This is a genomic window from Nocardiopsis exhalans, from assembly GCF_024134545.1.
In the GTDB taxonomy this organism is placed as follows: Bacteria; Actinomycetota; Actinomycetes; order Streptosporangiales; family Streptosporangiaceae; genus Nocardiopsis; species Nocardiopsis exhalans.
Window position 1 is genome coordinate 1056902 of sequence record NZ_CP099837.1, and the last position, 23925, is coordinate 1080826.

19 protein-coding genes and 1 riboswitch are annotated in these 23925 nt (G+C 71.3%); of the genes, 13 read left to right on the forward strand and 6 right to left on the reverse strand.

Annotated features, from left to right (window positions below; translation table 11 throughout):
• From nuoL to NE857_RS04775, 6 genes are all read left to right on the forward strand, one after another.
• Positions 1-1947, forward strand: a complete 1947-nt coding sequence (gene nuoL, locus NE857_RS04750; RefSeq protein WP_254419958.1) for an NADH-quinone oxidoreductase subunit L — start codon at positions 1-3, stop codon at positions 1945-1947.
• Positions 1948-3606, forward strand: coding sequence for an NADH-quinone oxidoreductase subunit M (locus NE857_RS04755; RefSeq protein ID WP_254419959.1), 1659 nt, complete (start codon positions 1948-1950; stop codon positions 3604-3606).
• Positions 3603-5264 (forward strand): NADH-quinone oxidoreductase subunit NuoN, encoded by a 1662-nt coding sequence (nuoN, locus tag NE857_RS04760; RefSeq protein WP_254419960.1) that lies wholly within the window; start codon positions 3603-3605, stop codon positions 5262-5264. Before NE857_RS04755 ends, nuoN begins: the two co-directional genes overlap by 4 nt.
• 139 nt (positions 5265-5403) lie before the next feature.
• On the forward strand, positions 5404-6408 hold the full coding sequence (locus tag NE857_RS04765) for a polyprenyl synthetase family protein (protein WP_254419961.1): 1005 nt from the start codon (positions 5404-5406) through the stop codon (positions 6406-6408).
• A 134-nt stretch (positions 6409-6542) separates the two neighbouring features.
• Positions 6543-8330: a serine/threonine-protein kinase gene (locus NE857_RS04770; protein ID WP_254419962.1), complete on the forward strand. Its 1788-nt coding sequence runs from the start codon at positions 6543-6545 to the stop codon at positions 8328-8330.
• A gap of 4 nt (positions 8331-8334) precedes the next feature.
• Complete coding sequence (locus NE857_RS04775; RefSeq protein WP_254419963.1) at positions 8335-9888, forward strand: serine/threonine-protein kinase; 1554 nt, start codon at positions 8335-8337, stop codon at positions 9886-9888.
• 5 nt (positions 9889-9893) lie between these two features.
• On the opposite strand, the gene NE857_RS04780 is transcribed toward NE857_RS04775, so the two are convergent.
• Positions 9894-10913, reverse strand: coding sequence for a hypothetical protein (locus NE857_RS04780; RefSeq protein WP_254419964.1), 1020 nt, complete (start codon positions 10911-10913; stop codon positions 9894-9896).
• Between the two features lie 209 nt (positions 10914-11122).
• Between NE857_RS04780 and NE857_RS04785 the strand changes: the two genes are divergently transcribed.
• Positions 11123-12307, forward strand: coding sequence for an FAD-dependent monooxygenase (locus NE857_RS04785; protein ID WP_254419965.1), 1185 nt, complete (start codon positions 11123-11125; stop codon positions 12305-12307).
• 83 nt (positions 12308-12390) lie between these two features.
• Here the strand turns inward: NE857_RS04785 and NE857_RS04790 are convergent, their stop codons facing one another.
• From NE857_RS04790 to rarD, 3 genes are all read right to left on the reverse strand, one after another.
• A complete protein-coding gene (locus tag NE857_RS04790) occupies positions 12391-13731 on the reverse strand; it encodes a hypothetical protein (protein ID WP_254419966.1) in 1341 nt (446 codons plus the stop codon).
• Positions 13732-13944: 213 nt separating this feature from the next.
• The gene (locus tag NE857_RS04795; RefSeq protein ID WP_254419967.1) at positions 13945-14862 is read right to left on the reverse strand and encodes a hypothetical protein; all 918 of its coding nucleotides are present in this window, start codon (positions 14860-14862) and stop codon (positions 13945-13947) included.
• Positions 14863-14986: 124 nt separating this feature from the next.
• On the reverse strand, positions 14987-15943 hold the full coding sequence (gene rarD, locus NE857_RS04800; protein ID WP_254419968.1) for an EamA family transporter RarD: 957 nt from the start codon (positions 15941-15943) through the stop codon (positions 14987-14989).
• 132 nt (positions 15944-16075) lie between these two features.
• On the opposite strand from rarD, the gene msrA reads away from it, so the two are divergent.
• The gene (msrA, locus tag NE857_RS04805) at positions 16076-16765 is read left to right on the forward strand and encodes a peptide-methionine (S)-S-oxide reductase MsrA (protein WP_254419969.1); all 690 of its coding nucleotides are present in this window, start codon (positions 16076-16078) and stop codon (positions 16763-16765) included.
• A 271-nt stretch (positions 16766-17036) separates the two neighbouring features.
• On the opposite strand, the gene NE857_RS04810 is transcribed toward msrA, so the two are convergent.
• Positions 17037-17438 (reverse strand): hypothetical protein, encoded by a 402-nt coding sequence (locus NE857_RS04810; protein WP_254419970.1) that lies wholly within the window; start codon positions 17436-17438, stop codon positions 17037-17039.
• A gap of 330 nt (positions 17439-17768) precedes the next feature.
• On the opposite strand from NE857_RS04810, the gene NE857_RS04815 reads away from it, so the two are divergent.
• Positions 17769-18794, forward strand: coding sequence for an acyltransferase (locus NE857_RS04815; RefSeq protein WP_254421868.1), 1026 nt, complete (start codon positions 17769-17771; stop codon positions 18792-18794).
• A 29-nt stretch (positions 18795-18823) separates the two neighbouring features.
• Here NE857_RS04815 and NE857_RS04820 read toward each other — a convergent pair whose 3' ends face one another.
• On the reverse strand, positions 18824-19081 hold the full coding sequence (locus tag NE857_RS04820; RefSeq protein ID WP_254419971.1) for an SHOCT domain-containing protein: 258 nt from the start codon (positions 19079-19081) through the stop codon (positions 18824-18826).
• A 328-nt stretch (positions 19082-19409) separates the two neighbouring features.
• On the opposite strand from NE857_RS04820, the gene NE857_RS04825 reads away from it, so the two are divergent.
• From NE857_RS04825 to NE857_RS04840, 4 genes are all read left to right on the forward strand, one after another.
• Complete coding sequence (locus NE857_RS04825) at positions 19410-20747, forward strand: PP2C family protein-serine/threonine phosphatase (RefSeq protein WP_254419972.1); 1338 nt, start codon at positions 19410-19412, stop codon at positions 20745-20747.
• A gap of 15 nt (positions 20748-20762) precedes the next feature.
• Positions 20763-20976, forward strand: a riboswitch (cobalamin riboswitch).
• A 60-nt stretch (positions 20977-21036) separates the two neighbouring features.
• The gene (locus tag NE857_RS04830; protein WP_254419973.1) at positions 21037-22098 is read left to right on the forward strand and encodes an ABC transporter substrate-binding protein; all 1062 of its coding nucleotides are present in this window, start codon (positions 21037-21039) and stop codon (positions 22096-22098) included.
• Positions 22095-23111 carry a FecCD family ABC transporter permease gene (locus NE857_RS04835; protein ID WP_254419974.1) on the forward strand — a complete coding sequence of 339 codons (1017 nt, stop codon included), beginning with the start codon at positions 22095-22097 and terminating at the stop codon, positions 23109-23111. Before NE857_RS04830 ends, NE857_RS04835 begins: the two co-directional genes overlap by 4 nt.
• Positions 23108-23914, forward strand: a complete 807-nt coding sequence (locus NE857_RS04840) for an ABC transporter ATP-binding protein (protein ID WP_254419975.1) — start codon at positions 23108-23110, stop codon at positions 23912-23914. Before NE857_RS04835 ends, NE857_RS04840 begins: the two co-directional genes overlap by 4 nt.
• Positions 23915-23925: the final 11 nt, after the last annotated feature.

Consider the following 23925-nt stretch of genomic DNA (forward strand, 5'->3'; position numbering starts at 1 on the left):
GTGACACAACATCACGCGTACCTCGCCGCCGACCCCGCGGTGGCGACCGCGGCCGACAGCGCGGTGCTGTCGAACGCCTGGCTGCTGATCGCCCTGCCCCTGGTGGGCGCGGCGGTGCTGCTGCTGGGCGGGCGGCGCACCAACGGATGGGGGCCGCTGCTGGCCACCCTCCTGCCGATCGGCTCCTTCGTCTGGGCCCTGCTGGCGCTGTTCGACCTCCTGGGCCGGGGCGCCGCCGAGCGCACCGTCTCGGTCCCCGTCTACGAGTGGTTCGCGGCGGGTGACTTCTCCGCCCAGATCAACCTCCTGGTGGACCCGCTCTCGATCAGCTTCGTCCTGCTGATCACCTTCGTGGGCTCACTCATCCACATCTACTCCCTCGGCTACATGGCCGAGGACCCGGGTAAGCGGCGCTTCTTCGCCTACCTGAACCTGTTCGTCGCCGCCATGCTCGTGCTGGTGCTCGCGGACAACTTCGTCCTGCTGTTCCTCGGCTGGGAGGGCGTGGGACTGGCGTCCTACCTGCTCATCGGGTTCTGGCAGTACAAGCCCTCCGCCGCCACCGCGGCCAAGAAGGCGTTCCTGATCAACCGGGTCGGCGACATCGGCCTGCTCGTGGCGATCATGATCATGTTCACGGCGCTCGGCGCGGTGAGCTTCAGCGAGGTCTTCGCCGCGGTGCCCGGGGCCAGTGACGGCATCCTCCTCGCCATCGGCCTGCTGCTCCTGCTGGGCGCCTGCGGCAAGTCCGCGCAGCTCCCGCTGCAGGCGTGGCTGCTGGACGCGATGGAGGGCCCGACCCCGGTGTCGGCGCTCATCCACGCCGCCACCATGGTCACCGCCGGTGTGTACCTCATCGTGCGCGCCGGGCCGATCTTCGAGGGCGCTCCGGTCGCCCAGATCGTGGTGATGTCGGTCGGCGCCGCCACCATGCTGGCGGGCGGGCTCATCGCCTCGGCCAAGGACGACATCAAGAAGTCCCTGGCCGGTTCCACGATGAGCCAGATCGGCATGATGGTGCTGGCCGCCGGGCTCGGCCCGGTCGGCTACGTCGCCGCCATCGCCCACCTGGTCACGCACGGCTTCTTCAAGGCCGGGCTGTTCCTGGGGGCCGGTTCGGTCATGCACGGCATGAACGACGACGTCGACATGCGCAGGTACGGCGGTCTGGCGTCGAAGATGCCGATCACCTTCGCCACCTTCGGCCTGGGCTACCTCGCCATCATCGGGGTTCCGCTCCTGTCCGGCTGGTGGACCAAGGAGAGCATCATCTCCGCGGCCTTCGGCATCGGCGGCACCGCGGGGATGGTCTTCGGCAGCGCCATCATCCTGGGTGCCGCGCTCACCGCCTTCTACATGTCGCGGATGGTCTTCATGACCTTCCTCGGCGAGAAGCGCTGGGACGAGGGCGTGCACCCGCACGAGTCGCCGGTGAGCATGACCGCCCCCATGGTGGTGCTCTCGATCGGGTCGGTCGCCCTCGGCGCCTTCCTGGTGGCCGGGGACCGCTTCGCGGCCTTCCTCCAGCCCGTCACCGGCGCGGAACTGCCCCACTTCACGGTGGGCCACGCCCTCACCGCCCCCTACGGCATCGCCGCCCTGGCCGTGCTCGTCCTCGGGGTGGCGCTGGCCTGGTTCATGTACCTGCGCAAGCCCGTCGAGCGCACCGCGCCCAAGGGCAACCTCGTCACCGACGCGGCCCGCAACGAGCTGTACGGCAACGAGATCAACGAGGGCCTGTTCATGCGTCCCGGCCAGGTGCTCACCAAGGCGCTGGTGGTGATCGAGGACAAGGTCATCGACGGCGCCGTCAACGGGATCGGTGCCGGCGTCAGCGACTCCTCCACCGGACTCGGTAAGACGCAGACCGGGTTCGCCCGCACCTACGCGCTCACCATGCTCCTCGGCGCCGTGATCGTCGCCGCGACGCTGGTTGTGAGGTTCTAAATGATCCCCTGGCTCACTCTCGCGATCGCGCTCCCCGCGATCGGCGCGGCCGTCATCTGGGCGCTGCCGCGCATCAAGACCCCGGCGGGCGGTGCCGCCGCGGCCGACGTGTCGGCCGCGGCCGCCGCCTCCGGGCAGGCCGGTGCGGGCACCGCCACGGCCACCAAGGCCCGCCCGGCCACCGGCTCGGCCTCCGGCGATCCGGCCCTGACCGCCAAGCGCCTGGCCCTGGGCTTCTCGCTCGCGACCCTGGTCCTGGTCGCGGTCATGGCCCTGAACTTCGACACCTCCCGGGCGGGGGGCCTGCAGTTCGAGGAGGTCCACCCGTGGATCCCGCACTTCGGGATCCATTACGCGGTCGGGGTCGACGGCATCGCGCTCGTCCTCATCCTGATGTCGGCGATCCTGGTGCCGCTGGTCATCCTGGCAGCCTGGAACGAGCACGCGGACCGCGAGGACGGCGGGCGCGGCTACTTCGCGCTCATCCTGGCCCTCGAGGCGATGATGATCGGTGTCTTCGCCGCCACCGACGTCTTCCTGTTCTACGTGTTCTTCGAGGTCATGCTGATCCCGGTCTACTTCATGATCGGGCGCTACGGGCGCGGCGCCGACCGCGCCAAGGCCGCGATGAAGTTCCTGCTGTACAGCCTCGCCGGCGGTCTCATCATGCTGGTCGCGGTGATCGGCGTGTACGTCATCGGCGGCACCTTCCTGTGGACCGAGCTCACCGACCCGGGCGGCGCCCTCGCGGCGATCGACCCGGCCACCGCGCGCTGGCTCTTCCTCGGGTTCTTCATCGCCTTCGCGATCAAGGCCCCGATGTGGCCGGTGCACACCTGGCTGCCCACCGCCGCGGGCTCCTCGAGCCCCGGCACCGCGGTCCTGCTGGTGGGCGTGCTGGACAAGGTCGGCACCTACGGCATGCTCCGGTACTGCCTGGAGATGTTCCCGGCCGCCGTGTCCTGGTTCGTGTGGCCGGTGGTGGCGCTGAGCCTGGTGAGCATCGTCTACGGCGCGATCCTCGCGATCGGTCAGAGCGACATGATGCGCCTGATCGCCTACACGTCGGTGTCCCACTTCGGCTTCATCACCCTGGGCATCTTCGCCCTGACCCAGCAGGCCCAGGCAGGGGCCGCGCTCTACATGGTCAACCACGGGTTCGCCACCGGCGCGCTCTTCCTGGTCGTGGGCTTCCTCATCGCCCGCCAGGGCAGCGCCCGGATCGAGGACTACGGGGGCGTCCAGAAGGTCGCGCCCAAGCTGGCCGGGGTCTTCCTGATCGCCGGTCTGGCCGGTCTGGCACTGCCGGGCCTGGCACCCTTCGTCAGCGAGTTCCTGGTGTTCGTCGGGGTGTACGCCTTCAACCCGGTCCCGGCGGTCATCGCCGCGGTCGGCGTGGTCCTCGCGGCGCTCTACATCCTGTGGATGTACCAGCGCACGATGACCGGCCCCACCCCCGAGAAGCTGTCCAAGCTGCCGGACCTGTCCGCGCGTGAGACCTGGGCGGTCGCCCCGCTGGTCGCCCTGATCATCGCGTTCGGCGTCTACCCGCAGCCCCTGCTCAACGTGATCAACCCCGCCGTCGAACGCACGGTGGAGGCCGAGACCGGCACCGAGGTGGCGGTCGCGGACGGCGACGCGGAAGGAGTCGAGGAGTGATCCCCCTCAACCTCGCGGACGGGGCGCCTCCGGCGCTCCACGGCGTCACCGAGGTGACGCCCGCCCTGGACTGGTGGCTGCTGTCGCCGCTCCTGGTGCTGTTCGGCGCCGGTGTGCTGGCGGTGCTCTTCGAGGCCTTCTGGCCCAAGGGCTCCCGCCGCACCGTGCAGATCGCCCTCACGGCGATCTCCCTGCTGGTCACGTTCCTGTTGATCGTCCTCCAGGTGGAGGCGGTCGGGGAGGGCACCACCGTCGGCAACGGCGTGCTGGCGCTGGACCGCACGGTGCTCTTCTTCCAGGGCACCATCACCGTGCTGGCCCTGATCAGCCTCATGCTGATCGCCGAGCGGCGGGACGGCCGGGACGCGTTCTCGGCCCAGGCCGCCACGGTCCCGGGCAGCGAGGAGGAGCGCACGCACATCCTCGCCGGCTCCCAGCACACCGAGGTCTACCCGCTGGTGCTGTTCGCTGTGCTGGGCATGCTGATGTTCCCGGCCTCGAACGACTTCCTGGTCATGTTCATCGCTCTGGAGGTCATGAGCCTGCCGCTGTACCTGCTGTGCGGTCTGGCCCGCAGGCGCCGCCTGTTCTCGCAGGAGGCCGCGGTCAAGTACTTCCTGCTGGGCGCGTTCTCCTCGGCGTTCTTCCTGTTCGGCATCGCCATGGTCTACGGCTACGCGGGCTCGGTGAACTTCGCCGTGATCCGTCAGGCCGTGGAGTCCGGCGGCGCCGAGATCTTCCAGGGCGGCAACGGCGAACCGCTGCTGCTGATGGGTGTGGGCCTGGTCGCGATCGGCCTGCTGTTCAAGGTCGGCGCCGTGCCCTTCCACAACTGGAAGCCGGACGTCTACCAGGGCGCACCGACCCCGATCACCGCGCTGATGGCCTCCTGCACACTGGTCGCCGCCTTCGGCGCCCTGCTGCGGGTGTTCTTCGTGCCCTTCGGCACCTCGGCGCAGATCTGGGAGCCGATGCTGTGGACGGTGGCCATCCTGACGATGGTCGTCGCCGCGATCGTGGCCGTCACCCAGCGAGACATCAAGCGGCTGCTGGCCTACTCCTCGGTGGTGCACGCCGGGTTCATCCTCACCGCCGTGGTCGCGGGCAGCGTCGAGGGCCTCGCGGGCGCCATGTTCTACCTGGCCGCCTACGGGTTCACCACGCTGGGCGCGTTCGCCGTCGTCACCCTGATCCGCACCAGGGACGGCGGTCAGGAGCTCGGTGACATCGACAAGTGGGCCGGGCTGGGGCGCCGCTCCCCGGGGCTGGCCCTGGCGTTGTCGCTGTTCCTGCTGGCCTTCGCGGGTATCCCGCTGACCAGCGGGTTCATCGGCAAGTTCGCGGTGTTCGAGGCGGCCGTGGCGGCCGGGGCGACCCCGCTGGTGGTGGTCGGTGTCCTCAGCAGCGCCGTTACCGCGTTCTTCTACGTCCGGATCATCGTTGTGATGTTCTTCCGGGATTCGGAGGGCGAGGGCCCCACGGTGGCCCGCGCCGGTTTCCTCACCGGCGGTGTGATCACCGTGGGTGTCGCGGCCACGCTGGCGCTCGGGATCTTCCCGGGAGCCTTCCTGGACACCCTTCTGCCGTCCGGGGAACCGGGCCAGGAGCCCGCCGCGGTGATGGTCGACCAGGTCACGGAGGCTCCCGCCGGGGAATGACCGCAGACCCGGGTGTGGCTTTGGACGATCATTCCGGGTCGGATACCGTGGCAAGTCGGATCATGTTCATGTGCTGAGCGTGCGGCGGCCCCCTCACAGGGGGTCGCCGACACGCCCGTTCAACAGGTGGAGCTTTACGGTGAGCGGTGCTGTCCCGAGCGGTTTTCTCGCTCTGCCGAGAGTCGACCCGACCCTGGCCAGCCAGATCCAGGACGACCTGGAGAAGGTCGAGGAACTGCTGAGGGAGTCGGTTCGGTCGAGCGACCCCCTGCTGACCGAGGCCGCCTCCCACCTGCTGGCGGCCGGAGGCAAGCGCTTCCGCGCCATGCTGGTGCTGCTCGCGGCCCACTTCGGCGACCCCCGGGTCCCCGACCTCATCCCGGCGGCCGCCGTGGTCGAGCTGACCCACGTGGCCACGCTCTACCACGACGACGTCATGGACGAGGCGGAGCTGCGCCGCGGCAAGCCCAGCGCCAACCAGCGCTGGGGCAACACCATCGCCATCCTCACCGGTGACTTCGTGTTCGCCAAAGCCTCGACGATGCTGGCCGACCTCGGTACGGAGGCCGTGCGTTTGCAGGCCGAGACCTTCGCGCGTCTGGTCCAGGGCCAGATCCTGGAGACCTCCGGTCCGCGCGACGGCGTCGACCCGCTCGACCACTACCTCAACGTCATCGACGACAAGACCGCGTCGCTGATCGCCTCCTCCGCGGAGTTCGGCGGCATGTTCGGCAAGGTCGACCCGGAGACGGTGAGCACCCTGACGCGGGCCTGCGACGCGCTGGGCATGGCCTTCCAGCTGGCCGACGACATCCTCGATGTCGCGAGTGAGAGCGACGAGTCCGGTAAGGTGCCCGGCACGGACCTGCGTGAGGGCGTGCTGACCCTGCCGATGTTCTACGCGATGCGCTCCCAGGAGGCGGCGGACGAGCGGCTGAAGTCGCTGCTGGGCCGCCCGCTGGGGGACGAGGAGGCCGAGGAGGCCCTGGCGCTGCTGCGCCCGCACCCGGCCATGGCCGAGGCCGACGCCACCCTGCGCGGCTGGGCCGACAAGGCCCGCCAGGAGCTGTCCACCCTGCCGGACATCCCGGCGCGGGACGCGTTCCTGGCGCTGTGCGACTACGTGGTGGAACGCAACGGCTGACCCGCTGGTCCACCGCCCCCGATTCTTGTTGAGGCCCCCGCCACCCGTCACGGGTGCGGGGCCTTCGGCCCCCCTGACCCCGCTCGCCGCACCCTGTCTCCGCGCCCCGACCCCTCACAGCGGAAAGCCGAGCCGTGACGCCCACCCCCCGAAACCCGAAAGCCCACCGACTCCCCGGCCTCTCCCCGCTCACCCCCGACGACCCCGAACACATCGGCCGGTACCTGCTGGTCGGACGGCTCGGCGCGGGAGGGATGGGCGCGGTGTACGGCGCGATCGACGCCGCCGGGAACCCCCTTGCGGTCAAGTCCGTGCACGCGCGCCTGGCCGCCGAACCCGACTTCCGGGCCCGGTTCGCTCGGGAGGTGGCCCTGGTCAGCCGGGTCGACAGCCTGTGCACCCCGCGCTTCCTCGACGCCGACGTCACCGGTGAGCGCCCCTGGATGGCGACCGAGTACGTCCCGGGCCGGACCCTGCGCCAGCACGTACGCGAGCACGGTCCGCTCACCGGGGGCGTGCTGACCGCCTTCGCGGCCGGTGTCGCCGACGCGCTGCGTGCCGTGCACGCTCAGGGTGTGGTGCACCGGGACCTCAAACCGGGCAACGTCATCCTCTCCCCGTCCGGGCCCAAGGTGCTGGACTTCGGGATCGCCCGGGCCCTGGACGGCACGGCCCTCACCCGGACCGGAGGGCTGTTCGGCACCCCCGGATGGCTCGCCCCCGAGCAGTACGCGGGTGCCGGGCCCGCACCCTCGGCCGACATGTTCGCCTGGGGTGCGCTGGTCGCCTTCGCGGCCACCGGCCGGGACCCCTTCGGTAGCGGGGAGGCCGACGTGCTCGCCTTCCGCACCACGGAGGGCGAAGCCGATACGGAGGGGGTGCCCGACGGCCTCCGGCCCCTGGTCACCGCGGCGTTGGGCAAGGATCCCGGACGCCGTCCCGACGCGGCCGGTGCGCTCCGGGCCCTGGTCGGACCGGAGCGGGGCGGGGAGGGGCAGGCCGCGTCGGACGCCGCCACCCGGTTGTTGCCCGCGATGCTCGGCACCACGTGGGTGGTCGGTCAGCACACCGACACCACGGCCTGGACCAGTGGTCCGGTGCGGCAGCGGCCCAGACCCCGGCCCGGGCGCCGGAGGGGGAGGGCACTGATGATGTCGATGGCCGCGTTCACCGCCCTGGTACTGGTGGCGGCGGGCGGGTGGTTCCTCGGTTCCCGACAGGCCGTGGAGGAAGCGGGCGGTGGGGGCGGGGCCGGCGACACGGAAGCGGGGCAGGCGGAGGAGGTCGGGGCGGTACAGGAACCACCCGAGCCGGTGGTGGAGTTCCCGGACACCGACCGGGGCGGCGTCAACCTCCTGGAGGAGAACCGCGACAACGTGGCCGGTGCCGTGGGGCTGGTCGAGGGCGGACCCAACAGCATCCAGCTGTACGGGGTCCCGGACCCGGGCAGCGATCCCCAAGGCCTGCCCGATCTGATCGGTGAGGGCGAGGTGTACGCCGCCCTCACCTTCACCTCGGCGGTGGTCGAGGACGGGAAGGTGGTCCTCGAAGGGGAGGGGATCTACGCTCGGGACAGCGGCGACCTCGTCGTCCACGGCCAGGACTTCCTGGCCTATGTCTTCGCGCCCGGCTCCTTCTCCGGCCGCAGCACGGAGGAGCCCGACCTGTACACACCGGAGGAGGACGAGGTAGTGCTCGTCCTCAGCCCCGAACAGCCTTCGGGCGTGTTCCGGCTCACCTTCGAGGGGTTGCCGCCGCGCAGCCTTCTGGAGTACGTGATCGAGGAGGAGAACCTGAACGGCGGACAGTCCGTGGAGTTCGGGCCTCCCACCGCGCTGAAGTGCGTGGACGCCGAAGAGGTCGGCGGGCCCGGGGTCAACCCCGCCCACCAGGGCGGCGACTGCGACCCGGACTGGGTGTGATCCGGTGCGTCAGCCAGGAGACACTTTCGCGCCGCTCACCACTGCCGACCCCGCCCGGATCGGCCCCTACACGCTGCTCGGCCGCCTCGGTGCGGGCGGGATGGGGACCGTCTACGCGGCACGCCGACGCGGCCGAGCGGTGATCGCGGTCAAGACCGTCCACCCCGAGCTGGCCGCCGACCGCGAGTTCCGGGCCCGGTTCCGCCGGGAGGCCGCGTTGGTCGAGCGAGTCTCCGCGCCGTTCGTCCCGCGTTTCGTGGCCGCCGACGCGCGGGCACGCCTGCCGTGGCTGGCCACCGAGTACGTTCCGGGGCCGACCCTGGACCGCTGGACCCGGGAGAGGGGCCCGCTGGCCGGGGGAGCGCTGCTGTCCCTCGCGGCAGGAGTCCTGGAGGCCCTCCGTGCGCTGCACGCCCAGGGAGTGGTGCACCGGGACCTCAAACCCGCCAACGTCATCCTCTCCCCGACCGGCCCCCGGGTACTGGACTTCGGGATCGCCCGCGCCATGGACGGAACCGTGCTGACCCGGACCGGTGGGCTGGCCGGGTCCTCGGGCTGGATCTCTCCGGAGCGCTACCGGGACGGGGTCTCCACCTCCGGGGCGGACGTGTTCGCCTGGGGCGCTCTGGTCGCCTACGCCGCCACCGGGCGCGCGCCGTTCGGGGCGGGTGAGCCACAGGTGATCGCGCACCGGGTGCTCCGGGAGGAACCGGATCTGGCCGGGCTCCAGGGCCCGCTGCTGCCCCTGGTTCAGGCAGCGTTGACCAAGGACCCGGCGCGCCGCCCGGGCGCCGCTGACCTGCTGCACCGACTGACCCGGGGCGGGGAGGAAGCGGCCACCCTGGTCGACCGGGAGTGGCGGGGCTTCGGCGGTTCCGCGGCCGCCCCGGTCCGGGCCCGCCGACGCGCCCCGTTCTTGGTCGTTGCCGGGGTGGCCGCCGCACTGGTGATCGGTGCGGGTACCGGGCTGCTGCTTCAGGACACAGGGACAGCGGACACGGAGACCGGTACCGAGCAGGAAGCTTCGGAAACGGGCGCCGGGGTGCCCGGGACCGAGCCCGAGGGGGAGGCATGGCCGCCGGAGGGCGCACGTGCCACGGCCACCAACGTCGGGCACACCACGGTGGCCAGAGCCAGCCAGGTCGACAGGATCTGGACCGAGGAGGACTATCCGGATGTGGAGCGGGCGCCCTACGGGGTGATCACCGTGAACCCCGGACCGGCCAGCAGGTCGGTACTGTTCTCCGGAATTTCTCGGGGTAGCGCGGGTGAGCTCGTCATCGGTCTCGGGGCAGAGGTTTCCGGTCTCAGCTGGATCACTCGGGGCGATCTCACCGTCGTCACCCGGGAGGGTGTTTTTCCAGCCGAGTCACCGGACGAGGAGATCGACCCGTTGGCGGACGACGAGAGCGTGTTCTTCCCGGGAGCGCCGGACCGGGGGCTGATCGTCTACACCGATCCCGACTACGAGGAGAACGTGCGCGGCGAACCCCCGGTCGGGCTCTGTTATGACGCGGTGCGACAGCTGTACTCGACGGTCTACGAGGACTGCGTCTGAGCCGCTCAGACGGCGGGCAGGGGAATGCCCAGCCTCGTCCGGACACGGGCGTACCGGGCCGCGGGGTTCGTGCCCAGGTAGCTCCACAGGGCGCCGTACTCCGGAACCACGGTTCCGGCCCGGGCGAGGACGGCCGCGGCCCGCTGTTCGTCGCCGCCGACATACAGCGCGGAACCCAGGCAGTGCGCGTCCGCCGCTGCGGTGGGGTAAGAGGGGTCGCCGGAGAGCCAGCGGTCGGCGGCCCCGGCGACCTCCGCGGCCACCACGGGGTCGCCAAAGTAGTCCCGCAGCATCTTCCCCACCGCGCCGTAGGTGTCCAGACCCCGATCGTCCAGGGCCATGGCGGCGTACTCGAAGTGGGCCCGGACGATCAGTGGGTGGGACCGGTCGCCGGGAGGGGCCTTGCGGGGGGCCTCCCGGGCGAAGGTGAACATCTCCTCGTGGGAACCCTGCCACTTGTGGCACAGCACCTGGAGTCTGCCCTCCATCGCGCAGTGATGGTGCGGGTCGAGTGCGACGATCCGCTCCCACAGCTGGTCCATCTCCTCCCGGGGGATCTCCATACCCAGTCCGAACCACTGGAGTTGGTCCAGGGCGGTGGGGGTCAGAGTCGTCTGCGCCGCGTACAGGAGGGGCTCGCGGGCGGAGGCCAGCATCTCGTGGAAGCGCTTGAAGCGCTCAGGCCCGACGTCCCTGGCGCGCTGTGAGGTACGGACTTCCCAGGCGGCCTTCACCCGGGTGGCGCCCGCCCACATGAGCAGGTCCGGTTCGGGGTCGGGCTGGTCCATCCCGGACTCCAGCTTGGCGAGCAGGGGGATCGTCCGGTCGGAGAGCACGTGCAGGCGCAGTGACCGGAGCTGGGGGTCGTCGGTGCCCAGGAGCGCCAGGCCCATGGCGATGTCACCGCTGGTGACGGAGGGAAGGGCGGCGGCGAGGTCGGGGTCGCGCCAGGCCTCGCCGTAGGTGAGGCCGTGTTTGCGGGCGACGCGGTTGCCGTCCCACTCGATGATCTTGCTGAGAACCATGTCCTGATTCTTGCGGGCGCAGAAATGGACAAGTTGGACTTAAGGGATCGGATTGGCCACGATTTCGGTGGCGTGCGGCCGGTGCTGGCAGTGGTCGCGCGTGTTCTGTTGGCGGCCCGGGCGGGGGCGGGGTCGCGCGAGGGTCGCTTGACGAGGATTTGAACGTACGTACAATCAAAAGTGAGGCACGCGAACCCCTGGAGGTCGACATGTCCGAAACGCGAGTCCTGATCTCCGGCGGCGGGGTCGCCGGTCCCGCCCTGGCCTTCTGGCTGCACCGGTACGGGTTCCGCCCGACCATCGTCGAGCGGTCGCCGACGGTGCGCGCCGTCGGCCACCGCCTCCAGATCGAGGGCGTCGGGGTCGAGGCCCTGCGCCGTATGGGAGTTCTGGGGCAGGCGCGTGAGCGGGGATCCTCGGCGCCGGGCGAGGTTCGATTCGGGTTCGGTGGTCGGCGGGAGGTGAAGATCCCCGGGACCGCGCTGGTCAGCGAGGAGAACGGGCTGGTGATCCGGCGCGGGGAGCTCTGCGAGGTGTTGTACGAGCACGTCAGTGATGAGGTCGAGTACCTCTTCGACGACTCGGTGACCGGACTCCAGGAGACCGGCGGCGGTGTCACCGTGAGCTTCCAGAACCGGGAGCCGCGCGAGTTCGACCTGGTGGTGGGCGCGGACGGCATCCACTCCAACATCCGGTCCCTGGTCTTCGGGCCGAAGGAGCACTTCCGCAGGTACCTGGGGACCAACCTTGCTCTCTTCGAGCTCGACAACTACCTCGGTCTGACCGATCGCATGGTCGGGAGAATCAAGCCCGGGCGCGGCGTGCTCCTCGCCCCCTTCCCGGAACCCGACCGTCTCGAGTGCACCATCCTCACCCGCGACAAGGAACCCCTGGAGGACCTCGACCGCCACCGGCGCACCCTGAAGGAGCGCTTCGCGGGGGACGGGCAGGAGTCGGACCACCTGCTGTCGGCGATGGAGACCTCTCCGATGACGCACATGTCGCCCACCGTGCAGATCCACATGGATTCCTGGACCAGCGGCAGGGTGGCGCTGCTGGGGGACGCGGGCTACTGCCCCGACCCGATGACCGGCCAGGGGAGCACCATGGCGCTCGTGGGCGCGTGCGTGCTCGGCGGCGCGCTGGCCAGGGCGGGCGGCGACCACCGTGCTGCTTTTCCCGCCTACGAACGGGCGATGCGCGAGTTCGTCGACGCCAACCACGCCATGGGCGGTACGCACACCTCACTGGCCGCCCCGGACACCGGCGAGCTGGGACTCCGGGTGATGTCGTTGTTCATGGGGCTGCTGCTCGGGATCACCGCCCGGACCGGTGTGACGGCGGGGATGAAGCGGGCCTACAACTTCCCGCTGGCCGACCACGTTCCGGCCTGACGTCTCCCCGGATCGAACACGACGGCGGCGCCGCCCCGGAGCAGGGCGGCGCCGCCGTGACGCTGTGCGGGTGCGGGGAAGGATCAGCGCACGAGGGGGAGGGCCTCGGAGCCGGGCAGTTCGGTGAAGGTGGGGTGCTCGACCATGCCCGCGGGGGTCTCGGGCTCGGGGCTGCCGCCCTCGATGGACACCAGGTCGCTGGTGTCCAGCTGGTCCAGCAGGCCGCCCTCGCTGAGACCGGTCACCAGGTCCTCGACCGTGGTGGTGTCCAGGCCCTCGGCCACCTGGGGCAGCCCGGCGTCGGCCAGCGGGCCGTTGAGGGCGATCGGCTCGGCCTTGCCCGCGTCGCCCACACCGGTCAGCAGGGCGTCGGTCAGGTCACCGAAGCCGGGAGCTTCGAAGCCGGGAGCCTCCACACCGGGGGTCTGGGCGGCGACCGTCTGGGGTGAGCTCTGCGGGACGGTCTGGACGGCGGTCAGCTTCTCGTCGTCCCAGGCGCGGTTGCCGACCATGCCCAGAACCTCCTCCTCGCCGAGGCTCACGTAGTTGTCGGCGGTCAGCTCGGTGGCCTCCACCACGTCCTGGAGCCCACCGGGGGTCTCCAGGCCGAAGGCCGCGGCCAGGTCCCACATGTTGGGCGCGGTGAGGTCGGTGGACTCGGCGGGGGCGGCGGCGCTCATGGGCACCGTCGCGGGGGCCGCCTGGGACAGCGCGTCGACCGGGCTGAGCTCGTTCAGCGACAGCGTGTTCTGACCGGTCAGGCCGGTGACATCGCTGAGCGAGGGCGCCTCGCTCAGCTCGGGCAGGCGGCGGTCCCGCAGGTCGGGCAGCTCGGTGGCGTCCAGCTCGGGCAGGGCGAGCATCTCGTCGCGCATGTCGGCCACGGACTGGACCGTGTGCGGCAGCACCTCGTTGGCGGTCTCCTCCACGCTCCCCCCGGCCTCACGGGCGGTGTCCTCCAGCGCGATGCCGGTGTCCTGGGCGCTGGCCTCCAGGGCCCGGCCCGCGGCCTGGCCGACGGTGTCGTGCGGGTCGCCGTCCAGACCGGTGGCCTCCTGCGCCTCGGTCACGGCGTCGGCCAGCGGGGAGGGGGGCAGCACGGTGCCCAGGTCCGGGGCGGCCTTCTCGTTGTTCGCGGCGGCCTGGAGCTCGCTCAGTGCGTTGTCGGCGACCGGAGTGACCCCCTCGGGGGCCAGCTTGTGCATGGTCGGAGCCACACCCTCGACGAGCGCCCGCTCCACGATGGGAGCGATGTCGTGCGTGACGGTCTCCATGGTCTCGGCACCGGTGCCGGCGACTCCGGTGCCGGCGACTCCGGTGCCGGCGACTCCGGCGCCGGCGACTCCGGCGCCGAGGGCCACGAAGCCCGCGGTACCCGTGGCCAGGAGAACGGCTCGGGCGGAGAAACGCTTGGTCTGCGTCATGGGTTTCCTTCTCTGATGAAGCTCTGGACGTCGGAACGGCCGCGACGCCGTGGACGGCGGCCATGGGAAGCCGGTGCGGACCACCGGCTGACGTGAATCACGTGAACGACGGCACGGGACTCAGGTCAGCTCCCAGGAGAAGTACCGGAGAAGTACGGGCTGGGAACGGTCCGGGGCGCGCGGGCAAGGGCGCGCCTGGGGTGGGACCGTTCGCTAGTCCGGCGAGACCGTGGGGTCGTCGGCCGGGTCGGCGGGCACGGTGTGCAGCCGGTGCGCGGCCAGGCGCACGGTGTCGGCGGCGGGCGCGGGCAGCGGCGCCGCCGTGAGGTATCCGGCCACGCCGCCCGCGGGGGCCGGTGCGCCAGCGGCGGGTGCGGCCGAGCCGGTCGCGGCCTGGAAGCGCTGGGGCTCGGGGGCGCGGTCGGCGGCGCCGGTCCCGGCGGTGGCCGCCCGGGTGGTCTCGGCGGCCGACTCGGAGCGGTGCTGCTGTGCTGTAGCGGGCTGACGGACGGGCGCGCCAGGTGTGGTCGGTGACGTGGCCTCGGTGGACCCGTCGGTCGACTCGGAGCTCGAATCCCGCTCCTCGTCCCCGCTCCCCGCGGTGCCCTCGTCCTCCTGCGGACCGGTGGTGCGGGAGGTTCGGGGCTCGGTGGTGCGGGGGTCGGTGGTCGGGAGTGTGTGGGCCAGCCCCCGCTCGACGGTCTCGCCGCGGGCGCGGTCGATCTCGGTGACCACCCCGCGCACCTCGTCGCGGACCTCGGCGGCGGGCTCGTGCAGGGTGGCGGCGACGGCCGCGGTGTCCGCGGTGCCCTTCTCCAGGCGCTGGTGCACGGTGCCCAGGGTCGCGGTCACCGGTTCGGTGATCTCCTCGGGCACGACCCGCTCCAGGGTCTGTTTCTCCAGGGTCGGCGTCTCACCCAGACCGAGGGCTCCGCCCGCGGCGGAGGCGGTCTCGGCGACCGGGCCCCCGAGCGTGCCGGAACCGGCGTCGGCCTGGGCCGGAGCGGCGAGCAGCCACGACACGGCGAGGAAAGCGCCGACCAGGAGCGGGAGGGCCAGGAGGGAGGGTGCCGCCGCGCACGCGGCCGAGGCGGCGCGGAGCGCGCCGGTTCGGCTGGTGCGAGGAATCAAGGGGACCCTCCGGAACGTGTGGCCAGGTCGGGGCGGGGCAGAGCCCGGCGCCCACGACCTGACGTTAGCACATTGTCACTGAGGGTAGTTTTGATTGACCGAAACCGGGGAACCCGGTCAGGGGTCACACTCTGGGTTCGGGCCGCGGTGTCGGCGCCCGGGCGGCCCCGACCCGTGCCGCCTCGGCCCTGGCCACCGCCGAACGGGCGCGTGAGCTCCGGATCTGGTCGTAGGCGAACACGCACACGGCCAGCCATACGAACAGGAACCCGATCCAGCGGCTCAGCGGCATCTCCTCGCCCTGGATCAGCCAGCCGATCAGGAACATCATGGTCGGCGCGATGAACTGCAGCATGCCGATCACGCTCAGCGGCACCCTGCGCGCCGCGAGCCCGAAGAGCAGCAGCGGCAGCGCGGTCACGAATCCGCCGCCGACCAGCAGGGCGGTGTGCCCGGGGGAGACGGAGAAGGCCGTGCCCGCCCCGGTCGCCTCCAGGTAGAGCACGAACCCCAGCGCGGGCAGGAACATCATCAGGGTCTCGACGGTCAGGCTCTGCATCCCGTCCAGGCTCACGTACTTCTTCACCGCCCCGTAGGCGGCGAAGGAGGAGGCCATCAGCAGGGAGAGCCAGGGGGTGGAGCCGTAGGCGACGGTCATCACGCCGACCGCCACCACGCCCAGCCCGACCGCGACCCACTGGGCGGCGCGCAGGCGTTCGGCGAAGAAGACCACGCCCAGGCAGACCGTCATCAGGGGGTTGATGAAGTACGCCAGTGAGGCCTGGAGGGTCTGGGTGATGGAGACCGAGTAGATGAAACCCCACCAGTTCACCGAGATGAGCACCGCGGCGGCGGCGACCAGGAGCAGCTGCCGGGGGCTGCGCAGGACCTGGGGTAGCCAGGACCAGCCGCGCCGGGCCAGGAGGAGGAAGACGCACATCGCGAGGAGGGCCCAGACCATGCGGTGGGCGAGGACCTCGGAGGGTTCGGAAGCGGAGAGGAAGGGCCAGTAGAGGGCCGCGAAGCCCCACATGAGGAAGGCGGTCGCCCCGAGGACGACGCCGCGGTTGGTTTCCGGCACATCCGCAATGGTAGGACGAATTCCCGGTCCTGTCTCCCGTATATCCCAGTCTGTGGACAACGCCCCGGGCGCTCTCTCCACAGGCTGTGGGCACCCCTGGGCACCCGTGGACGGGGCGGATAGCCTGGAAGCATGTTCGGCACAAAGACGAAGATGGTCGACCCCGCACGCGCCCTGCCCGGCCGGGACACCCCGATGGACGTGCCCTTCGGGCACACCGTGCTGGGGACCCAGCTCACCCCGCCCTACCCGGAGGGCAGCGAGATCGCCGACGTGGCGATGGGCTGTTTCTGGGGCGCCGAGCGCACCTTCTGGAGACTGGGCGCGGAACGCGGCATCATCACCACCGCCGTGGGTTACGCGGGCGGCTACACGCCCAACCCCACCTACGAGGAGGTGTGCTCCGGCCTGACCGGGCACACCGAGATGGTCCGAGTGGTCTTCGACCCGGAGAGGATCTCCTTCACCGAGATCCTCAAGGTGTTCTGGGAGGGCCACGACCCCACCCAGGGCATGCGCCAGGGCAACGACGTCGGCACCCAGTACCGGTCGGCGATCTACTACCACTCCGAGGCCCAGCGCGAGGCCGCCGAGGCCACCCGCGACGCCTTCCAACCGATCCTGATCCGCGCGGGCTACGGCACGATCACCACCGAGATCGCCCCGCTCGAGGCCTTCTACTTCGCCGAGGACTACCACCAGCAGTACCTGTCCGACGCCAAGAACCCCAACGGCTACTGCGGTATCGGCGGTACCGGCGCCAGCTGCCCGATCGGCGTCGCGGCCTCGGGCGAAGCGACACCGGGGCGCGCAGCCGAGTAGTACGGCTGATGATGTGCGAGTGCGCCTGCGAACGCTCGAATCGGTGGTTGAGTGAGGGCTCGGCTTGAGATTCAACCCCGGCAAGGAACGATCTTGCCGGGGTTGAATCTCAAGCTCGGGTCGCTGCCAGGGTTGGTCCTGTCTCCGAGGCCGTCCTCGGACTGGAGCAGGATGCCCTCCCTCGCGGCCCCGGTGCTTTCTCCGGAGCCCTGCGGCTGGCCGGGTCCGCGCGCCGGCCGGGGGTGTTCCATGCCTGAGGAACGAAGCAGTCCTACCGGTCGGGGGAGGGCCCTCCGAAACGGGTGAACCCGGCCAGGCGGGGATGGACGGTGACGGGAACGTCAACGCGGAAAGCCTCCAATGCTCTCGTCACCTGGGCGTCGGGCTCCCCGTAGACATCGAGCCGCTCAACGGAGCAGTGGTCCATCACATCGTTGATGACGGCACCCGACATCCGCCAGTGCGCGCGGATCGAGGCGGAGTCCGCGTAGAGCTGGAAGCTGTGGGCCAGCATGTTCGCCTCATCGGTGAAGAAATCCACCATGATCTGGGGTGTGTGCCTCTCGGTGAAGTCCACGGCACGCCGGGCCGCGAGGCGGAAGCCCTCCCAGTGGCCCTCCGTCACCCGCATGGTGTTGTGGAACAGGATCGTTGCTTCGCGTTCGGTCGGCATGCGCCAATCCTGCGCCCCGGGAGCGTCCCGCGGTCAACCCCGAGCCGCTGGGCAGATCAGAAACCGTCGTCTCCGGGCGGCGGCCTCGGACGACGGGCGCACCCCTTCGTCGGCGCCACCGTGAAGGCGTCCTCTCCCCTGTGTGCGCAGGGCAGCGGACAGGAGCCCTCCTCGCTCCAGGCCTTGGCCGGCGAGGGCCGCGCGGGTTCGCGGGCCGCCTCGTCCGGGTTGCCCAACAAGGTAACGGAATGATATCGGTGGGGGGTGCGAGTAGAAAGTGTGCCCACCGCTGCCCCGGCCCCCGCCCCGACCGCCCCGCAGACCTCGTGGATGGAGTTCGCCCGCGTCGCCGCCATGGCCGCGGTCGTCATCGTGCACGCCTACTCCCCGATGGTGAGTACCGTGCACGCCGACCTGGGCGGCCCCACCTGGTGGACGGCCAACGTCGTGGACGCCGGGCTGCGCTGGTGCGTGGCGGTGTTCGTCATGATCAGCGGTGCGCTGCTGCTGCGCCCCCGCGAGGAGGGCGCGGGCGACTTCTACCGCAAGCGGTGGGCCAAGATCGGGGTCCCCCTGCTCGTGTGGACCGTCGCCTACCTGCTCTGGCAGTCCTGGCGCGACGGTATCGACGCCTCCCAGGCCCTCGCCCAGGCCGCCTCGGGCTCCCCCTCCATCCACCTCTACTTCCTCTACGTCATCGCGGGCCTGTACCTGTTCACCCCGTTCCTGCGGACGGTGGTCGCACACACCCCGCGCAGCGGGCTGTGGTGGCTGACTGGTGTAGCGCTCGCCGTGGGCGTCGGCGACCAGCTGCTGTCACTGGTCGACGGGGTCGGCGGGGCGAGCGCACTCACCCGCTTCCTGCCGTTCCTCGGCTACTACCTGCTGGGCTGGCTGCTGCTGAGCACCGACCCCGGCCCCCGGACCACGCGCCGCGGGGTCATCGCGCTCGTCCTGGGAGTGGCGGGTACCGCCGCGGGGGCCGGTGCGGCCGCGCACCTGGCGGGGGAGTGGGGCACCGGGGGCGAGTACTTCTACGACTTCCTCTCCCCGCCGATGATCCTCGCCGGGGTGGGCGCCTACCTGACGCTGCGCGCCGCGGGCACCCGTCTGGCGCAGGCGCGGACCCCCGCGGCCGAAACCGCCCGCCGGGTCGTGCGCACGGTGGCCGGGCTGAGCCTGGGCGTCTACCTCGTGCACGTCATGGTGCTGTACACCCTGCGGGACCTGTGGGGGATGCCCGAGGGCTTCCTCACGCTGTTCGCCGCCGCGGGCTACTCCGTCGCGACCGCTGTGATCAGCCTCGCGCTGGTGGCCCTCGCACAGCGGGTGCCCCTGGTGCGCGCCACCGTCTGAGCCGGGGCCGGTCGCCGCGGTGCTCCGGGTCAACCGTGCCCTGTCTCACGGAGCGCCTCCAGGCGCTCGCGGTACTCCTTCGTGTCGATCTCCCCGCGCGCGAAGCGCTCGGAGAGCACCGTCGCGGGCGTTCGGGCCCCCGTCGGCGCCGCTGACCGGCTCTCCCTCAGCAGGTACCTGCTGAGCGCGACGATCGCGAGAATGATCAGAATCCACAGCAGGACCATCCCGACGGTCATGAACCCGAACGTCCAGCCGCCCATGCCTTCGTATCCCCAGCCGTGCATGATCGCCTTCCCCTCGTCGGGTCTCCTCCTACCAGAGTGAGTACTCGCAGCTCACGGTGCCCAGTGCCGGAAGCCCCCGGTGAGGGGTCGAAGGTCCTGCCCCCGCAACCGCACGGTCGCGTCCGGGGGAGCCAGCGCCCCGGAGGCGAGCTCCGCCCGCGCCGGCCGGGTTCCCGCCCGGAGGACGTCCGCGCGCTGGTCGGCCTGCTGAACCCTGGTGCGCGCGACCTGTGCAAGGACCCGACAAGGGCGGCAGGAACCAGACATAATCGGGTGAGAGGGTGCGACACGGTGGGGCGGACGCCCGGCACCGCTGAAGGGGGACGCAGTGACAGGCGAGAACGGTCCGGGGAAGTCCGGACCGCCACCAGGAGCCGCTTCTGAGCAGGCCCTGCAGCACGCGGCACAGCAGATTCAGGACCTGGTGCGCGAGCAGGGCCGGATGAACTCCCTGCTGGAGGCGGTGTTGGCGCTCAGCCAGGACCTGGAGCTGTCCGCCGTGCTGCACCGGGTGGTCACCACCGCGATGGACCTGGTCGGGGCCCGCTACGGGGCCCTCGGAGTCCTCCGGGAAGAGGGCAGGGGCCTGTCCCAGTTCATCCCGGTCGGGCTGAGCGAGGCGGAGATCGAGCACCTGGCCGGGGTCGAGTACCCCACCGGGCAGGGGCTGCTCGGCCGGATGATCCACCAGCGCGAACCGCTGCGGGTCCAGGACATCGGCGCCCACCCCGACTCCGCCGGATTCCCGCCCGGGCACCCTCCGATGCGCACCCTGCTCGGTGTGGCCATCAGCGTGCGCGGACGCGTCTACGGCAACCTGTACCTGTCCACCCGGCACGACGGACTGCCCTTCGACACCCAGGACGAGGAGGTGGTCACCGCGCTGGCCGGCGCAGCGGGGGTCGCCATCGAGAACGCTCGCCTGTACGAGGAGGTCCGCTCCGGGGCCGAGCGCTTCCAGCGCCTGCTGCTGCCGCGCCTGACCGACCTGTCCCCCTTCGAGGTCGCCGCCGTCTACCACCCGGCCAGCGAGGGCCGCCACCACCTCGGCGGGGACTGGTACGACGCCCTGATGCTCCCCGACGGCGCCTGCGCGGCGGTGATCGGCGACGTGGTCGGCCACGACCTGGTCGCCGCGGCGGCCATGTCCCAGACCCGCAGTATGCTGCGTGCCCTGCTGTACGACCGGGGCAACCCCGCCAGCGGTGTGCTGGCCCAACTGGACCACACGCTGCACGCCATCACCGAGAACCCGGTGACCACGGCCTGCCTGGCCAGGATCGAACCCGCCGAACACGGTTGGGAACTGTGCTGGAGTACGGCCGGCCACCCGCCGCCCCTCCTGCTGGTCCCGGGCAGCGAGCCCCGCTACCTGGAGGGGGAGCCCGGCCTGCCGCTCGGCGTGGACGCGGCCTTCGCCCGCCCGGACCACCGGTGCGCGCTGCCGGTGTCGACCACGGTGGTGCTCTACACGGACGGCCTGGTCGAGCACCCCAGGCACCACCTCGACCGGGGGATGGACACCCTGGCGGGGGTCGCCGCCAAGCACGCCGAGGGGTCCCTGGAGGACCTGTGCGAGGCCCTGGTGGCCCACGCCCCCGGCGACGGCCACGACGACGTGGCGGTCCTGGCGCTGCGTACACCCGCCGTCCTGCCCGCCGCGTAGGCCCCGAAAGGCCCTTGTTATCCTTCCGGGGCCAGTCGTACCACGTAGGTGGTCAGGGAATCCGGTGCGAATCCGGAACTGACGCGCAGCGGTGTGGGGGACGGGCGGGGTACTGACGCCACTGGGGCTCGGGCACGCGGACGGTGACGTCCGCGCGGCACCGGCCCTGGGAAGGCACCCCGTCCGGAGGAACCCGAGTCCGAAGACCTGCTGGCCCCTCCGCGTCGAGTGCGCGGAGGCGCTCCCATGCCAGGCTCCGCGTTCGAGTCCCGACACCTGAGGCATCCCCATGTCGCGTCACGCGCTCCCGTCCCTCCCCCTTTCCTCCTTCGCCCTCCTGCTCGTTCCCGTCCTCGCCCTCACCGCCTGCGGTACCGGCCAGGCTGAATCCGACGGGGGGACCGGCGCCGCCGCGGCCGACGGCGGCTACCCCCGCACCATCGACAACTGCGGCTACGAGGTCACCCTCGACGCGCCCCCGGAACGGGTCGTCTCCCTCAACCAGGGCACCACCGAGATCCTCCTCTCCCTGGGACTGGAGGACCGTGTGGCGGGCACCGCCACCTGGACCGACCCGATCATGGAGGGGCTGGAGGAGGCCAACGCCGACATCCCCCGGCTGGCGGAGAACAACCCCTCGTTCGAGCGGGTCCTGGAGGCCGAACCCGACTTCGTCACGGCCTCCTTCGTCTCCACCCTGGGCACCGGAGGTGTCGCCAGCAGGGAGCAGTTCGAGGAGCTCGGTGTGCCCGCCTACGTCTCCCCGACCGACTGCGACGCGGGCAAGGACAACAACAGCGGGGGAGACGGCTCCCGCAGCGAACAGCTCACCCTCGACGCGGTCTACGGCGAGATCCGCGACCTCGCCCTCGTCTTCGACGTCGAGGAGCGCGGCGAGGAACTCGTCGGGGAGCTCCAGGAACGGGTGGAGGAGGCGACCCGGGACCTGGACGCCTCCGACGTCTCCCTCATGTACTGGTTCGCCAACTCCGAGGCGCCCTACCTGGCGGGCTGCTGCGGCGCACCCGGCGCCATCACCCGTGCGATCGGCGCGCGCAACGCCTTCGACGACACCCACGACGAATGGCCCCAGATCAACTGGGAGACCGTCGCCGACCGCGACCCCGACGTCATCGTGCTCGGCGACCTGACCCGCGAGTCCCAGACCGCGGAGACCGCGGCCGCCAAGATCGAGTTCCTGGAGGACAACCCCGCCACCCGCAACCTCACCGCGGTGAAGGAGGAGCGCTACGTCCTGCTCAGCGGACAGGCGATGAACCCCTCCATCCGCACGGTCGAGGGCATCGAACTGGTCGCCGAGGGTCTGCGTGAGCTCGGATACGTCCAGTGACCCGTGCGCGCCTGGCGCTCCTCACCGGTGGAGGCCTGGTGGTACTGGCCGCCTCGGTCTCGGTGGCGGTGACCATCGGCCCCGCCGACATCACCCCCGCCGAGGTCTGGAGGTCGGTGGCCGCCCGGCTCGGTTTCGGGCAGAGCCCGCTGTCGCCGCTGCGCGAGGGCATTGTGTGGAACCTGCGCCTGCCCCGGACCCTGCTCGCCGCCGTGTGCGGGGCGGGCCTGGCCCTGTGCGGCGCGGTCATGCAGTCGCTGCTCCGCAACCCCCTGGCCGACCCCTTCGTACTCGGAGTCTCCTCGGGTGCCTCGACCGGTGCGGTCGCCGTGATCGTGCTCGGCTGGGGCGTGGGGGTGGTCTCGATGTCGGCTGGAGCCTTCGTCGGTGCCCTGCTCTCCTTCGGGATGGTGATGCTGCTCAGCCACACCCTCGGCGGCAGCATGGACCGCGTCGTGCTGTCCGGGGTCGCGGCGATGCAGCTGTTCTCCGCCCTGACCTCGTTCATCGTGCTGACCTCGGCGGACGCCGAGACCACCAGGGGCGTGCTGTTCTGGCTGCTGGGCTCGCTCAGCGGTGCGGGGTGGTCCGACGTGTTCCTGTGCGGGACGGTGCTGTTCTCGGTGCTGGCCGTGTGCCTGGCCAACACCACCACGCTCGACGCCTTCGCCTTCGGGGAGGAGGCCGCCGCGAACCTGGGGGTGCGTGTCACGCACGCCCGCATCGTCCTGTTGAGCGTCACCGCCCTGCTCACCGCCGTCCTGGTCAGCTCGGCCGGGGCGATCGGGTTCGTGGGGCTGGTCCTGCCGCACGCGGCCAGGGCGCTCACCGGTTCCGCGCACGCCCGGCTCCTGCCGGTGACCGCCCTGGCGGGCGCCGTCTTCCTGGTGTGGGTGGACACGGTCGCCCGTACCGCGCTCGACCCGCAGGAGATCCCGGTGGGGGTGGTGACCTCGCTCATCGGGGTGCCCGCCTTCATCGCCGTGCTGTACCGAGTCAGGAGCAAGACGTGAACGACTCCGACCGCCTGGTCGCGACGGACGGGCTCAGTACGGAGGGCGGGCTCAGGGCGGAGCGGGTCAGCCGTGAGGTCGGCGGCCGGCTCGTACTCGACGACGTGACCATCGCGCCCCGCCCGGGCGAGACCATCGGCCTGCTGGGCCCCAACGGCTCGGGAAAGTCCACCCTGCTGAGGCTGCTCTCCGGGGTGCTCGCCCCGTCCGCCGGTGTGGTCACCCTGGACGAGCGACCCCTGGCCAGGACCGGGCGACGCGCCCTGGCACGGCGGATCGCCACCGTCCAGCAGAACGCGCACACCCAGACCGAGCTCACCGTCCGGGAGGTCGTCGCCCTGGGCCGCATCCCGCACCGCCGCGCCTGGGCACCGATGTCCGCCGTTGACCTGGAGGCCGTCCGGGGCGCGCTGGAACGCGCCGGACTCACGGACCTGGCGGACCGGTCCTGGCACACCCTCTCCGGAGGCGAGCGCCAGCGGGCCCAGATCGCCCGCGCACTCGCCCAGGAACCGGAGGAGCTCCTGCTCGACGAGCCGACCAACCACCTCGACATCCAGTACCAGATCGACCTGCTGGAACTGGTCGCGGGACTGCCGGTGACCTCGGTGATCGCCCTGCACGACCTCAACCTCGCCGCGATGTACTGCGACCGCCTGCTCGTGCTGAGGCAGGGCCGTGTCGTCGCCGAGGGCACACCCTCGCAGGTCCTGACCGCCTCCCTCATCGGTGAGGTCTACGGGGTGCGGGTCGAGGTCCTGGCGGGATCGGACGGCCCGGTGGTCCGTTTCCTGCGCAGATGAGACCGAGGGGA